Source organism: Acidisphaera sp. S103, from assembly GCF_009765975.1.
Taxonomy (GTDB): domain Bacteria; phylum Pseudomonadota; class Alphaproteobacteria; order Acetobacterales; family Acetobacteraceae; genus Rhodopila.
Window position 1 is genome coordinate 149,384 of record NZ_LMUJ01000063.1, and the last position, 12,612, is coordinate 161,995.

The 12,612-nt window shown below is 65.4% G+C and carries 14 protein-coding genes; 9 read left to right on the top strand and 5 right to left on the bottom strand.

Annotation, left to right across the window (positions count from 1 at the left end; translation table 11 throughout):
- Window positions 1-4: 4 nt before the first annotated feature.
- From glgC to GSQ89_RS21485, 3 genes are all read right to left on the bottom strand, one after another.
- Window positions 5-1,270, bottom strand: coding sequence for a glucose-1-phosphate adenylyltransferase (gene glgC, locus GSQ89_RS21475; protein WP_158929031.1), 1,266 nt, complete (start codon window positions 1,268-1,270; stop codon window positions 5-7).
- A gap of 647 nt (window positions 1,271-1,917) precedes the next feature.
- Window positions 1,918-4,401: a glycogen/starch/alpha-glucan phosphorylase gene (locus GSQ89_RS21480; protein WP_216856326.1), complete on the bottom strand. Its 2,484-nt coding sequence runs from the start codon at window positions 4,399-4,401 to the stop codon at window positions 1,918-1,920.
- Window positions 4,402-4,479: 78 nt separating this feature from the next.
- Window positions 4,480-5,010 (bottom strand): zinc-ribbon domain-containing protein, encoded by a 531-nt coding sequence (locus GSQ89_RS21485; RefSeq protein WP_158929035.1) that lies wholly within the window; start codon window positions 5,008-5,010, stop codon window positions 4,480-4,482.
- A 184-nt stretch (window positions 5,011-5,194) separates the two neighbouring features.
- Between GSQ89_RS21485 and ftsE the strand changes: the two genes are divergently transcribed.
- From ftsE to GSQ89_RS21515, 6 genes are all read left to right on the top strand, one after another.
- The gene (gene ftsE / locus GSQ89_RS21490; RefSeq protein ID WP_158929037.1) at window positions 5,195-5,905 is read left to right on the top strand and encodes a cell division ATP-binding protein FtsE; all 711 of its coding nucleotides are present in this window, start codon (window positions 5,195-5,197) and stop codon (window positions 5,903-5,905) included.
- Window positions 5,902-6,825, top strand: a complete 924-nt coding sequence (locus GSQ89_RS21495; protein WP_254073303.1) for an ABC transporter permease — start codon at window positions 5,902-5,904, stop codon at window positions 6,823-6,825. The genes ftsE and GSQ89_RS21495 overlap by 4 nt, the downstream gene beginning before the upstream one ends.
- Window positions 6,822-7,448 (top strand): YdcF family protein, encoded by a 627-nt coding sequence (locus GSQ89_RS21500; protein WP_158929039.1) that lies wholly within the window; start codon window positions 6,822-6,824, stop codon window positions 7,446-7,448. Before GSQ89_RS21495 ends, GSQ89_RS21500 begins: the two co-directional genes overlap by 4 nt.
- Window positions 7,445-8,167 carry a 1-acyl-sn-glycerol-3-phosphate acyltransferase gene (locus tag GSQ89_RS21505; protein WP_158929041.1) on the top strand — a complete coding sequence of 241 codons (723 nt, stop codon included), beginning with the start codon at window positions 7,445-7,447 and terminating at the stop codon, window positions 8,165-8,167. Before GSQ89_RS21500 ends, GSQ89_RS21505 begins: the two co-directional genes overlap by 4 nt.
- Window positions 8,168-8,401: 234 nt before the next feature.
- Window positions 8,402-9,448, top strand: coding sequence for a DUF2125 domain-containing protein (locus GSQ89_RS21510; RefSeq protein WP_158929043.1), 1,047 nt, complete (start codon window positions 8,402-8,404; stop codon window positions 9,446-9,448).
- Between the two features lie 112 nt (window positions 9,449-9,560).
- Window positions 9,561-9,851 (top strand): hypothetical protein, encoded by a 291-nt coding sequence (locus GSQ89_RS21515; RefSeq protein WP_158929045.1) that lies wholly within the window; start codon window positions 9,561-9,563, stop codon window positions 9,849-9,851.
- Here the strand turns inward: GSQ89_RS21515 and nth are convergent.
- Together nth and GSQ89_RS21525 are read right to left on the bottom strand one after the other, a co-directional pair.
- Complete coding sequence (gene nth / locus GSQ89_RS21520; RefSeq protein WP_158929047.1) at window positions 9,839-10,498, bottom strand: endonuclease III; 660 nt, start codon at window positions 10,496-10,498, stop codon at window positions 9,839-9,841. The two genes, GSQ89_RS21515 and nth, sit on opposite strands and share 13 nt — an antisense overlap.
- A gap of 31 nt (window positions 10,499-10,529) precedes the next feature.
- Window positions 10,530-11,288 (bottom strand): N-formylglutamate amidohydrolase, encoded by a 759-nt coding sequence (locus tag GSQ89_RS21525; protein ID WP_254073304.1) that lies wholly within the window; start codon window positions 11,286-11,288, stop codon window positions 10,530-10,532.
- Between the two features lie 57 nt (window positions 11,289-11,345).
- Between GSQ89_RS21525 and GSQ89_RS21530 the strand changes: the two genes are divergently transcribed.
- From GSQ89_RS21530 to GSQ89_RS21540, 3 genes are read left to right on the top strand one after another with little or no spacing between them, the layout of a single operon-like run.
- Window positions 11,346-11,642, top strand: a complete 297-nt coding sequence (locus GSQ89_RS21530; RefSeq protein ID WP_254073305.1) for an SH3-like domain-containing protein — start codon at window positions 11,346-11,348, stop codon at window positions 11,640-11,642.
- Complete coding sequence (locus GSQ89_RS21535) at window positions 11,642-11,920, top strand: SH3-like domain-containing protein (protein WP_158929053.1); 279 nt, start codon at window positions 11,642-11,644, stop codon at window positions 11,918-11,920. Before GSQ89_RS21530 ends, GSQ89_RS21535 begins: the two co-directional genes overlap by 1 nt.
- On the top strand, window positions 11,917-12,498 hold the full coding sequence (locus GSQ89_RS21540; protein WP_158929055.1) for a nitrile hydratase subunit alpha: 582 nt from the start codon (window positions 11,917-11,919) through the stop codon (window positions 12,496-12,498). Before GSQ89_RS21535 ends, GSQ89_RS21540 begins: the two co-directional genes overlap by 4 nt.
- Window positions 12,499-12,612: the final 114 nt, after the last annotated feature.

Consider the following 12,612-nt stretch of genomic DNA (forward strand, 5'->3'; position numbering starts at 1 on the left):
CAAATCAGAGGTCCAGGCGATCGATCATGGGTTGGGTGACCAGGCAGATCCCCCGTTCGGTCCGTCGGAACCGGCGGGCATCGTCCACGGCATCCTCACCCACCACCAGTCCGGCCGGTATGCGCACGCCCTTCTCCACGATCACATTCCGCAGCCTGGCGCCGCGGCCGATATTGGCGTCCGGCAGGATGACCGCATTTTCGACGCGCGAATAGGAGTGAACATGCACACCGGTGAACAGCAGCGACTGGCGCAGGAACGCCCCGGAAACGATGCACCCGCCGGACACCAGGGAGGAAATCGCTTCCCCCCGGCGGCCAACCTCTTCATGCACGAATTTGGCGGGCGGCGTGATTTCCGCATAGGTCCAGATCGGCCAGTCCCGGTCGTACAGGTCGAGCGCCGGAATAATCGCCGTCAGGTCGATATTGGCCTCCCAATACGCGTCCAGCGTGCCGACGTCGCGCCAATATGCCTCACGTTCGGCGCCGGAGGTGATGCAGGAGGTGGTGAAGCGGTGGGCAACGGCTTTGCCGTGCTTGACCAGATACGGAATGATGTCCTTGCCGAAATCGCGGCTGGATGCGGGATCGGCGGCGTCTCGCTTCAACTGTTCGATCAGGAAGCTTGTCTTGAACACGTAGATGCCCATGCTGGCCAGTGCCATCGCCGGGTTATCGGGCATCGCTGGCGGATCGGCCGGCTTTTCGACGAACGCGATGATCCGGTCGGTGGTATCGACATGCATGACGCCGAAGCCGGTCGCCTCCATCCGTGGGACCTCGATGCAGCCCACCGTCACGTCGGCGCCCTGTTCGGCGTGCTGTACCAGCATACGGGCGTAGTCCATCTTGTAGACATGGTCGCCGGCCAGGATGACGATGTATTCCGGGTCGTAGCCCTCGATGATGTCGATGTTCTGGAACAACGCATCGGCCGTGCCGGCATACCAACTGTCGCCGGACCGCTGCGATGCGGGCAGGATATCGAAACCCTCATTCCGTTCCGGGCGGAAGAAGTTCCAGCCACGCTGCAGGTGGCGGATCAGGCTGTGCGCCTTGTATTGCGTCGCCACGCCGATGCGGCGGATGCCGGAATTCACCGCGTTCGACAGCGCGAAGTCGATGATCCGGCTCTTGCCGCCAAAATACACCGCCGGCTTGGCCCGTACGTCAGTCAGTTCCAACAACCGCGACCCACGTCCGCCGGCCAGGACGTAAGCCATTGCATCGCGGACGATCGGGGCCTGCAATCCGGGGCGTTGGGGCATCGAGCCGTCTCCCACATAGGCGGTTCTTGTTATTCCGTCACAATACGCACGCGTTCAAGAACGCGCCAGAACACTCCCGGGCCAAAAGCCGCCAATCACGAGGCGTTGTGATGCGCATACCGCCGCTCTCACCGCCAAGGCCCGGCGTGTCCCCATATGCATCAGGATGTGCGATGGGCGGAGAATTGTCTGACCGAACCGGTCGCCCCGTGCGTTCGGAACACGAACAACAATGAACACGATAAATATAATTTTTACCCGAAAATCCCCATAAATGCCGCAAAGGCTCTTCTCTGTGCACCCTGCGCTCCGCCCTGCGCGCTCTGCGTCAAAAGCGGACTATGTCCGGACACCGGCTACGAAGTCCGACGACGCCCCACCGGCATTTGGACAAGACCGGCCACGGCCCCAGGATAAATTACTCTGACAGGTGCTGATCGAGGATCGCCCCCACCCTTAGGGCTCGCCGGGGAATAAGCGAATTGTCCGGCGAACGCCGCCGGCCTCTCATCGTCATGGCGGGCGAAGGTCCGCCATCCACGCCTTGCTGTGTAGGTCTCGGAAAAGGCGTGGACGGCAGGCCTACGCCTGCCAGGACGGGACTGGGCGACAGTGCCAACATCGAAGCATTTGTTTATGCACGAAGCCTAAGGCGCTACATACGTAGGCACGTTCCAAACCAGATCGGCATACTCCCGGATCGACCGGTCGGATGAAAACCATCCCACATTCGCGGTATTCAGCACCGACGCCTGCCACCACGCCTCCGGCCGGCGCCACAGATCGGCGATCCGCCGCTGCGTCGCGTAATAATCGTCGAAATCGGCACAGACCAGGAAGTAGTCGTGGTGGCGCAGCGAATCCACCAGGCCGCGATACCGGTCGCGCTCATCCGGCGAAAACACCCCATCCTCGACGCTGGACAACACCTGCGCCAGGATCGGCGACCCTGCGATCAGATCGGCCGAATCAATCCCCAGGCTACGCTTGGCGGCGACCTGCTCCGCGGTCAGCCCGAAGATGAACATGTTGTCCGCCCCGACACGCTCCAGGATCTCGATATTGGCGCCGTCGAGCGTGCCCACGGTCAGCGCGCCATTCAGCGCGAACTTCATGTTGCCAGTGCCCGACGCCTCCATGCCGGCGGTCGAAATCTGCTCCGAGACGTCCGCCGCCGGAATGACCACTTCCGCCAGGCTGACGGAGTAGTTCGGCAGAAACACGATCTTCAGGATGTCGCGCACGGTGGGGTCGCTGTTGACCACCTTTGCCACGTCGTGGATCAGCTTGATGATCAGCTTGGCCTGCTGATAGCTGGCCGCGGCCTTCCCAGCGAAAATCTTCACCCTCGGCGTCCAGTTGTCCGTCGGACGCGCTCGTATCGCATTGTACAGCGCAATGGCTTCCAGGATGTTCAGCAACTGGCGCTTGTATTCATGGATGCGCTTGATGTGGACGTCGAACAAGGCGGACGGATCGACGCGGATTTCCAGGTCCCGCCGGATCAAATTGGATAGCGCCAGCTTGTTGGCATAGCGCCCGGCGGCGAACCGGGTCTGGAAGCTGCGATCGTTCGCCAGCGGGCGCAATTTCGTCAGGGCGTTCTCGTTGTCCAGCACCTCCGGCCCCGCCGCTTCCACCAGCAGGCGCGTCAGCCGCGGATTGGCCTCGTGCAGCCAGCGGCGGAAGGTGATCCCGTTGGTGACGTTGACGATCCGATCCGGAAACAGGCTGTGCAGGTCGTGGAACACGGTTTCCCGCATCAGCCCGGTATGCAGCGCGGAGACGCCATTGACCCGATGCGATCCCAGGAACGCCAGGTGGCTCATGCGCACCCGCCGGCCCTGGTGCTCGTCGATCAACGACACGCTCGACAGCAGTTCGTCGTCCCCCGGATGTGCCTTCCGCACCTGCTCCAGATGCAGGGCGTTGATCAGGTAGATAAGCTGCATGTGCCGCGGCAGCAGACGCTCCATCAGCGGCACCGGCCAGACTTCCAGCGCCTCCGGCAGCAGGGTGTGATTGGTGTAGCTCAGCGTCGCCCGCGTCATCCGCCAGGCGTCCTCCCAGGGAACCTGATGGAGATCCAGCAGGATGCGCATCAGTTCGGCGACGGCGATCGCCGGATGGGTGTCGTTCAACTGGATCGCGGTCTTGTCCGGCAGGCTGGCGACATGCCCGAACGCCTTGATGTGCCGGCGCACCAGGTCCTGCAACGACGCCGAAACAAAGAAATACTCCTGCCGCAGCCGCAATTCCTGGCCCGCCGGCGTGGCATCCGACGGATACAGCACCTTGGAGATCGACTCGGCCTTGACCTGGGCAGCCAACGCACCCGCATGGTCGCCATGATTGAACGCATCCAGCCGCAGCGGGTCGGGTGCTCGTGCCGACCACAGTCGCAGGGTGTTCACCCGGCGGCCGCGCCAACCGACCGAAGGCGTATCATAAGCCACCGCCTCCACCGTTTCCGCTGGATGCCAGACATGCCGCACCGCGGCTTCGGAGATCGCCACGGCCTCGATCGCACCGCCGAAGCCGATCTCGTAGTTGACCTCCGGCCGATAGAATTCCCACGGGTTGCCCAGGGCCAGCCAGTCCTCGGGGTATTCGTGCTGCCAGCCGTTCTTCATCCTCTGGCGGAACAGCCCATGCTCATAGCGGATGCCGTAGCCGTGCGCGGGAATGTCGAGCGTTGCCATGCTCTCCATGAAGCATGCCGCCAGCCGGCCCAGGCCGCCGTTGCCCAACGCCGCGTCAGGCTCCAGCGCGCGCAGCTTGTCCAGATCGACGTCCAGGCCGGCCAGTGCCGCCCGCATCGTGTCCAGCTTGTTGAGGTTGTTCAGGTTGTCGAACAGCAGGCGGCCGATCAGAAACTCCAGCGACAGGTAATAGACGCGCTTGGACCCGTTCTGGTACGCCGCATCGATCCCGGCCAGCCAGCGATCGACAATCTGGTCGCGCAATGCCAGCGATGTCGCCATCAGCCAGTCGTGATCCGTGGCGATCGTCCGCCGCTTGCCGACACGATAGGTGAGCTTACCGAGGATCGCGGCCTGCAACGCTGCTACGTCGTCGTCGTTGCGCTCCGGCTCATGGTGATCCGTCTCATAAGCGACCCGGCCCGTCACGTCCGTTTCAAGCTCCACGCTGCATTACCCTTTCGCGATCCCGATTCCCGTCACGAAAGCACGCTTGAACCGTCGGATTCAACGGTTTGCATCGAATAGTGACGAACAGGAACGAGTTTCCAGAGCGATTTGACCCCAATCGCAAATCGATGTGGCCAAAATAAGGGCGGTACGGTGCCTCACAGCGGCTCGTCCGGTCGTTTTGCCCGTGATCCGAGCAGGCTCCGGCGTCGTGTGCCCGAACGGCGCCAGCAAAAGCGCGCTTGGCGGCCAGGCCCGCATGACCGCCTCCCGCCACGTCACCGTCGCGGCCACCGCGCCCAGCAGCACGACGACCGTCAGCACCCAGGCAGCCAGAAGGGCGTGCGATGGCCGGTCAGGCGGCGCCGCGGCCGCGAGCCGGTCCATGGCGGTCACCGGCGGCAAGGATGCGGCAAGCGAGTCCAATGAGGGGTGCTGGACAGTCTCCGGCAGCGATCCGGCGTCATCATCCGTGTGAACGGGGACCCACTCGCCCTGGCAGCGCGTGCAACGAACCTTCTTGCGTGGTGTCAGCCGGGATTCCGGCACGTCATAGGTGGCGGCGCAGCTTGGGCAGGTGATTCGCATGAAAACCCGTTATCAAAAAGCACGGATCATAATGCGACGGACGGCTTGTGTTGCAAAAGCCTTTCAGTGTCCCGGACCTGTAATATGACATCAGTGTCCCGCGCCACGGCAGGCGCACCGGCAAAAGCCTTTCGGCGGACCCGGCGAAATGGCAAGAACGGTCCAGTCCGGGTAAATTGCCACCATGCTACGATTCGAAGCGGTCGGGTTGCGCTATGAGCGAAGCGGCGTCCGAACGGACGCATCCGCGGGGCCGGAGGTTCTGCATGACATCAGCTTTCACCTCAGGCCGGGCGCGTTCCGCTGGCTGATGGGGCCGTCGGGTGCCGGCAAGACCAGCCTGCTGCGGCTGCTTTACCTCGCCGTGCGGCCGACCCGCGGGCGGCTGACCCTGATGGGCACCGACGTCGCCACCGCGCCGCGCCGTGCGCTGCCGGTGCTGCGCCGCCGCATCGGCGTGGTGTTCCAGGATTTCCGCCTGCTGCCGCATCTGTCGGCGTTCGACAACGTCGCCCTGCCGCTGCGCATCGCCGGCCGGCCGGAAGGCCAGATACGAGCCGACGTCGGCGAATTGCTGCGCTGGGTCGGCCTGTCCCAACACCTCGACACCCGTCCCGCCGAGTTGTCGGGCGGCGAGCAACAACGCGTCGCCATCGCCCGGTCGGTGATCACTCGCCCTGCGCTGCTGCTGGCGGATGAGCCGACGGGCAACCTCGATGACGGCCAGGCGGAACGGCTGATGCAGTTGTTCAAGGAGATGAACCGCATCGGCACCACGGTGATCGTCGCCACCCACAATGAAATGCTGGTCGAGCGGCATCCCGCCCCGACGCTGCACATCGCCAACGGCCGTCTCGCCGCCAGCGACGGACGCGACGACGGGTGGGTCTCGTGATCTCGCTGCGTCCGTCGGGTTTCGATGAACTGGGTTTGCGGCGGGCGCTGTCCGACCGGATGCTGCCGGTGCTGGTGGGGGCGATGACATTCCTGGCGGCCCTCGCCATGGCCGGATGGTTCGGGACGGCGGCCCTGGCGCGGCATTGGCAGCAGGGCGCGGGGGCATCCCTGACCGTTCAGGTGCCGCAGGCGACCGACCCCGCGGCCAGTGGCGGGCAGACGCGGCTGGCGGCGGTGCTGGCTCTGCTGACCGGCACGCCGGGAGTCGCCTCGGCGCACGCGCTGTCCGACCAGGAACTCGCCGACCTGCTCAAGCCGTGGCTGGGGCAGGGGGCGGATCGGCTGGCGATCCCCATCCCAGCGGTGATCGCGGTTCGCCTGACCGGCACTGCATCCGATCTGGCACCGCTGGCACACCGCCTCGACGATGCCGCACCGGGCACGCTGGTCGAGGATCACGACCGGTGGATCGGGCGTCTGGCGGTGCTGGTCCGCAGCTTGCAAGCCTGTGCCGGCCTGGCGCTGCTGCTGGTCGCCGGCGTGGCCGCCTCGGTCATCGCGGTGGCGACCCGGGCGGGACTTTCGACCCGGCGGGAGGCGATCGAGATCGTCCACGGTCTCGGCGCCACCGATGCCTACATCGCCGGCCGGTTCGCAGCTAGGGCGACATTGCTGGCGGCGGCCGGTGCGGCGGGCGGCGCGTTGGTCGCATTGCCGGTGCTGCTGGCGCTCGCCCGGCTGGCGGCGCCGTTCGTGGGCCAGCCGGCGGGGACGGCGGGCGACACGTTGCAGGATGCGCTGGGGGCCTTGCCGGTCGCGCTGTGGCTGGCCTTGCCGTGCCTGCCGGTCAGCGCCGGCGCGATCGGCTTCGCCACCGCCCACAGCGCGGTTCGCCGCTGGTTGCGGCGGTTGCCATGACCCGGCGCCGATCGATCGCGCGCCTGGTGGCGGCGATTCTTGTCGCCGGCGCCGTGTGCTGGATCGGCGGCTTTCTCTGGTTCCTGCAGGTCACCCGCCGCCCTGCCGCACCAGCGCCCCCGCACGTGGACGGGATCGTCGCCCTGACCGGCGGAGGCGGACGGGTGGAGCTTGCATTGCACCTGCTGGCGAGCGGCCGCGCGGACAAGCTGCTGCTCAGCGGCATCGGCGGCGGCACCGAACTCGCCACCCTCGGCCACCTTGCCGGGATCGGCACCACGGACTTGCAGGATCGCATCACGCTGGGCCGCTACGCCGCCTCGACCCGCGGCAACGGGGTCGAGACGGCGGCCTGGGCGGAGCAGAACAGCATCCATACCCTGATCGTGGTGACCGCCGCCTATCACATGCCGCGGGCCCTGGCCGAACTGCAGCAGGCGTTGCCGGACGTCCGCCTCTATCCGATGCCGGTGCATCCGGGTGGCACCGAAAATGGGCTGGGATTGCGGCTGGAGGCGGAGGAGTACACAAAGTATCTTCTCACCGCGTCAGGGCTGTCCGCCTGGTTCCCGTCCCGGGAGCCGGTTTCCGCGTCCGGCACGCTGTCGAGTGCCGGAGGATGATCGTTCTGCGTTCCGCCTTGTTTAATATCGTATTCTTCACCATCGGCTTCGCGCTGGCCCTGTTTGCGGCCGTCGTGCGTGTCGTGGCCCCCGGCCGCGTGATCAACGTGGCGATGCTATGGGCCCGCATCCTGATCGTGATGGTACGGGTCATCTGCGGCATCCGGTTGGAGGTCAGCGGGCTTGAACACATCCCCCCGGGCGCCGCGCTGATCGCGTCACGCCACCAGTCGGCATTCGACACCTTCGTGTGGCTGACCCTGCTGCCGCGCTGCTGTTATGTGTTCAAGGACGAATTGCTGCGGATCCCGTTGTTCGGGCCGCTGATCAGCGTGGCCGGCATGATCGCGGTGGATCGGGACGCCGGCGGCGCCGCGATTCGCGCCTTGCTGCGCCAGGCGGAACGAGCGGTGCGGGAGCAGCGGCAGATCGTCATCTTCCCCGAGGGCACCAGAAGCGAGCCGGGCCGTCCGGGGACCCTGCAATCGGGAATCGCCGCCCTGGCATCGCGCACCGGCCTGCCGGTAATCCCGGTATCCACCGATTCAGGCCGCTTCTGGGGCCGCCGGGCGTTTCGCAAGCGGCCGGGAACCATCCGGATCGTGATCGGATCGCCGATCCCCGCTCGGACAGACCGAAAGACGCTCATGCAGGCTTTGGAACACGCTATGCAGGCAGTCGATCGCAGCCCCGAAGGCGAGGCGCTCCGCACCGTATAACGCTGTGGAAAACTCTGTGCGCGCTTCACGTTCGCGGCTCCGAGAGCACATAAATCACGCCCTGCAACATATTGAAAAGACCAGAGTTCGTGAAAAAAATGACATATTCACATCGGTTTTTCGGACCTGGGGATAAATCTGACCCACAACAGTTGCGCGACGGCTTCTCCGGCCGCCGGCGATTCGCCATGAGGTCCCGATGCGTGTAGAAAATCCCACCGTCCGAACAGAAGAATGATGCGCCGCAGATACTGGGTCATTGCCGTCGCCATCCCCCTCCTTCTGGTCGCGGCCGAGGTCGTCTACTGGCGAATCGCCGCCGAACAATTGCGAACGGGGTATCGCGACTGGGCGGCTGACCGCGTCGCCGAGGGGTGGCAAGTGGGATCGGGCCCGCTGTCCATCGGCGGTTGGCCGCGGGCAGCGACGGTGACCGTGCCGAACCTGACGTTGCGCCATGCCGGACCAACCGTGCCCGGGGACGTGAATGTGGCGTCGGCCGGCATCACACTGTCGGTGTCCCTGTTCGATCCCTACACCCTGCATCTGTTGCTGACGGGCCCGATGCACGTGCGGGTCGGCGACATGCCGGACGTTATCGTGACCGGCGATGAGACCTCGGTGTCCATGCCGTTGCAGCAGACCGATGCGCTGTCCGGCGTCCTGTTTGCGAGAAACCTGCGGTTGGAGGCCGCCACCGGGGCCTGGCACGTGACGATCGGATTGTTGAACGCCGACGCGTCGGTTGCCGCCGCTACCCCCGCCCATCAACCCCAACCGGCGGCGACATTCTCCATCAGTTCGGAGGCCATCGCCCTTCCCGCCGGCATCAAGTGGCCGCTTGGTCCCAATATATCGTCGCTCTCGATGGACGGGCGGCTGCACGGGCCGCTGCCGGGTGTCCGCGATATCAAGCGTTCGGCCGAGGCTTGGCGGGACGGTGGCGGGTCGTTGGAGATCACCCATCTGGCGACGGGCTGGGGACCGCTGGGGCTGACCGCCTCGGCGACGCTGGCGCTGGATGACCAGCTTCAGCCGATGGGCAGCGGCAATGCTCGTATCGTCGGGTACGCTGACACTCTGGATCGGCTGGCGGCGGCCGGGACGTTGACGAAATCCGCGGCGACGGCGGCCAAGGCGGTGCTGTCGCTGATGGCCGGAACCAGCGATGCGGATGAGCCGTCGTCGGTGGATGTGCCGCTGACCCTGCAATACCGCACGCTGTCGATGCGACAAATACCGCTGCTGCGGTTGCCGGAAGTAGACTGGCCGGTGCGATAGTGCTACAAGGGGCTATGTCACGCGGATTCCAGAGCACGCGAATTAGCGGCCCGGCTGCCTAGCAGCCGGGGTTTGTCCCGCTTTTTCGACCTGTTGCCTGGAGAGTCCTCCCATGTCCGCCGACCTGACACCTGAACAACCGTGCGTCGTTTTTGTCCGATTTCTGCTGGATGCCGATGTCTCGCCGGGGCTGCTGTCCCGGCTGCTGCAGCCCTATGCCAAGCGCGACCTGGTGCCCGACCGAATGTGGTCGCACCGCGCCGGCGACACCATCCACGTGGAAATCGCCATGGAAGCGATGCCCGCCGAGGTCGTTCACCTGGTCGAGGGCAATCTCTCGCAGGTGATCGGCGTCCGCAGCGTCTCCCGCGTCGCACGTCCCTGCCTGCGTCAGGTGGCCTGAAGCTCGGGTTGCGGAGACGGCGTCTTGTCGCGGTAACGGCACGGCGCCGCCGCGACGCAGCGCCAGCACTCCGGCCGTCGCGCCTTGCAGACGTAGCGCCCGTGCAAGATCAGCCAGTGATGCGAATCCCGCAGCCGCGCCGGCGAAATGCGCTTCAGCAGCCCGTCCTCCACCTCCCGCGGCGTCATGCCCGGGGCAAGGCCGGTGCGGTTGCCAATCCGGAAGATATGGGTATCCACCGCCATCGTCGCCTCGCCGAACGCCACGTTCAGCACGACGTTGGCGGTCTTGCGCCCGACTCCCGGCAGGGCTTCAAGCGACTCGCGGTCGGGCGGCACCTGGCCGCCATGCTTGTCCTCCAGGTCCCGCGCGAGTTGCACGACGTTCTTCGCCTTGGTCTGCCACAGCCCGATCGAACGAATGTGGGACGCGACGCCATCCACACCCAGCGCGATCATGGCTTTCGGGGTAGGGGCGACCTGGAACAGGGTCTCCGTCGCGCGGTTGACCGAAACGTCGGTGGCCTGGGCGGACAACACCACCGCCACCAGCAGGGTGAACGGGTCGGCAAAGCTGAGTTCGGTCTCCGGCGCGGGATTGCGTGTTGCCAGGGCATCGATGAACGCATGCACCTCGGCCCTGGTCATCGGCGGCGTTTTGCGTGGCGGTCGCGGCACGTCAGCGACCTTTCAGCAGGCTGTCGGCTTGCGTAAGCCATCCGGCGAAGCGTCCTGCCCAGGCTTTCTGGGTCTCCGGGGTAGCGATCAGGTCCTGGCGGATCTCGATCTCGATATGCGGCAGCCCGCGCTTCTCGCCATGGGTCGGAATGCCGTAGTCGCTCTCCTCGGTGACCGCATACGGCGCGTTGTCACCCACCGTCAGGTCGCCCTCCTGGCGCAACAGATCCAACAGGATCCGCGCCAATCGAGCGTCCTTGTTATACAACATGCCGACCTGCATCGCTCGGGATTCGCCTTTGAACGACGGCGTGAAACTGTGCATCGCGACCAGCACGGTGCGGCGGCCGGCACGCGCATCCAGCAGTGTGCGGATACGGTCGTGGTACGGCGTAAAAATCGCCGCGACACGTGCCTGCCGTGCCTCCGCCGACAGGGCCTGATTGCCGGGAATCGGGGTGTATTCGCTGACCGCCGGCATCGCCGAGGGCCACGACGGATCGCGATTGCAGTCGATGACCAAGCGCGAATAAGTCTGCAACACGGCGGTCGCGTCCAGCATCCCGGATAAATATTCGGTGACGCCGGCGATGCCTATGTCCCAGGCGATGTGGCGCTGACGCTCCGCCTCGGATACGCCCAGGTCCTTCAGGGTCGCCGGAAAGACCCGCCCGGCGTGGTCGGCGGTCAGGAACAAATCCGATTTGCCGGCTTCGCGCAGCACACGGACGGGGGCTGGATCTTCGGCGGTGAGCAGCATCGGCATCCCTGTTGCAGCAACCCCACAATGCGCTAACGTCCCGCCATGGACAAGGAAGTGCAGCGGGCACACCACGACCTGGGCGGTGCCTCGAAATTCATGTGCGAGCCGGTGGATATCGAGCCGCACGCCCCCACCGGGTTCGACCGTGAGGTGGACGCCCTGCGCCAGATGCTGGCGGCGAAGAAGCTGATGACGGTGGATGAACTGCGGCGCGGAATCGAGGCGATCCCCGAGGCCGAATACCACCGGCTAAGCTACTACCAGCGCTGGATCCGCTCCATCACCGACACCTTGCTGCGCCACGGTGTCATTACGGAAACCGAGCTGCGTGCCGCGTTGGAGGGGTCGTGATGTTCGCGGCGGGAACCCCGGTGCGGGTGAAGGACGCATGGCCGGAAGCCTCCGGTCCGGTGCATATCCGCACGCCGCATTACGTGCGCGGCGTCGTCGGCGAGGTCGTCCGCCATCTGGGCGATTTTCCCAATCCCGAGGACCTCGCCTTCGCCCGCCCCGCCGAATCCCGGCCCCTGTACCACGTACGCTTCCGCAAGGGCGCGATCTGGCCGGAAGCGAAGCCGGATGACGAGCTGCTGATCGAGATTTTCGAACATTGGCTGGAGCGGCCATGAATATTCTTGAAACAGACGGCGAGCGGTTGCTGGTCGCGGTACGGACGCTGCTGGAACGGAAGGGTATCGTTTCCACGGCCGAGGTTATGGAGCGCATGGCGATCACCGACGCCGCCAGTCCCGGACAAGGTGCCAGGATGGTGGCGCGTGCCTGGGTCGATCCGAAGTATCGGGACCTGATGCTGGAGGACGGGGCGAAAGCGGCCGAAGCACTGGGCATACCGATGCGAGGCATGCCGCCGCTAGGCGTCCTGGAGAACACCGCGGAGGTGCACAACCTGGTGGTTTGCACGTTGTGCAGTTGCTATCCGCGCGCGGTGCTGGGCTACCCGCCCTTCTGGTACAAATCCGCCGCATTTCGCGCCCGCGCGATCCGTGATCCCAGGGAATTGCTGGCATCGGAATGGAAGACGGTCGTTCCGGACACGATAAAATTGCGGGTGGTGGATTCGACAGCGGACTACCGCTGGATGGTGCTGCCGATGCGGCCGCCGGGCACGGACGGCTGGGACGAAGCGCGGTTGACCGCGATCGTACGGGAAGGCGACATGATCGGCGTCACCGTCCCGGCGGTCTAAGGCTTCGTGCATAAACAAATGCTTTGATGTTGGCACTGTCGCCCAGTCCCGTCATGGCAGGCGCAGGCCTGCCATCCACGCCTTTTCCGAGACCTACACAGCAAGGCGTGGATG

Bases quoted from the DNA above. Each gene is read 5' to 3' on its own strand.
- GSQ89_RS21515 (WP_158929045.1), top strand. From the start codon at position 9,561: ATGTCCGCCGACCTGACACCTGAACAACCGTGCGTCGTTTTTGTCCGA.
- GSQ89_RS21535 (WP_158929053.1), top strand. From the start codon at position 11,642: ATGTTCGCGGCGGGAACCCCGGTGCGGGTGAAGGACGCATGGCCGGAA.
- ftsE (WP_158929037.1), top strand. From the start codon at position 5,195: ATGCTACGATTCGAAGCGGTCGGGTTGCGCTATGAGCGAAGCGGCGTC.
- nth (WP_158929047.1), bottom strand. From the start codon at position 10,498: ATGACCAGGGCCGAGGTGCATGCGTTCATCGATGCCCTGGCAACACGC.
- GSQ89_RS21500 (WP_158929039.1), top strand. From the start codon at position 6,822: ATGACCCGGCGCCGATCGATCGCGCGCCTGGTGGCGGCGATTCTTGTC.
- GSQ89_RS21540 (WP_158929055.1), top strand. From the start codon at position 11,917: ATGAATATTCTTGAAACAGACGGCGAGCGGTTGCTGGTCGCGGTACGG.
- GSQ89_RS21485 (WP_158929035.1), bottom strand. From the start codon at position 5,010: ATGCGAATCACCTGCCCAAGCTGCGCCGCCACCTATGACGTGCCGGAA.
- glgC (WP_158929031.1), bottom strand. From the start codon at position 1,270: ATGCCCCAACGCCCCGGATTGCAGGCCCCGATCGTCCGCGATGCAATG.
- GSQ89_RS21505 (WP_158929041.1), top strand. From the start codon at position 7,445: ATGATCGTTCTGCGTTCCGCCTTGTTTAATATCGTATTCTTCACCATC.
- GSQ89_RS21525 (WP_254073304.1), bottom strand. From the start codon at position 11,288: ATGCTGCTCACCGCCGAAGATCCAGCCCCCGTCCGTGTGCTGCGCGAA.
- GSQ89_RS21510 (WP_158929043.1), top strand. From the start codon at position 8,402: ATGATGCGCCGCAGATACTGGGTCATTGCCGTCGCCATCCCCCTCCTT.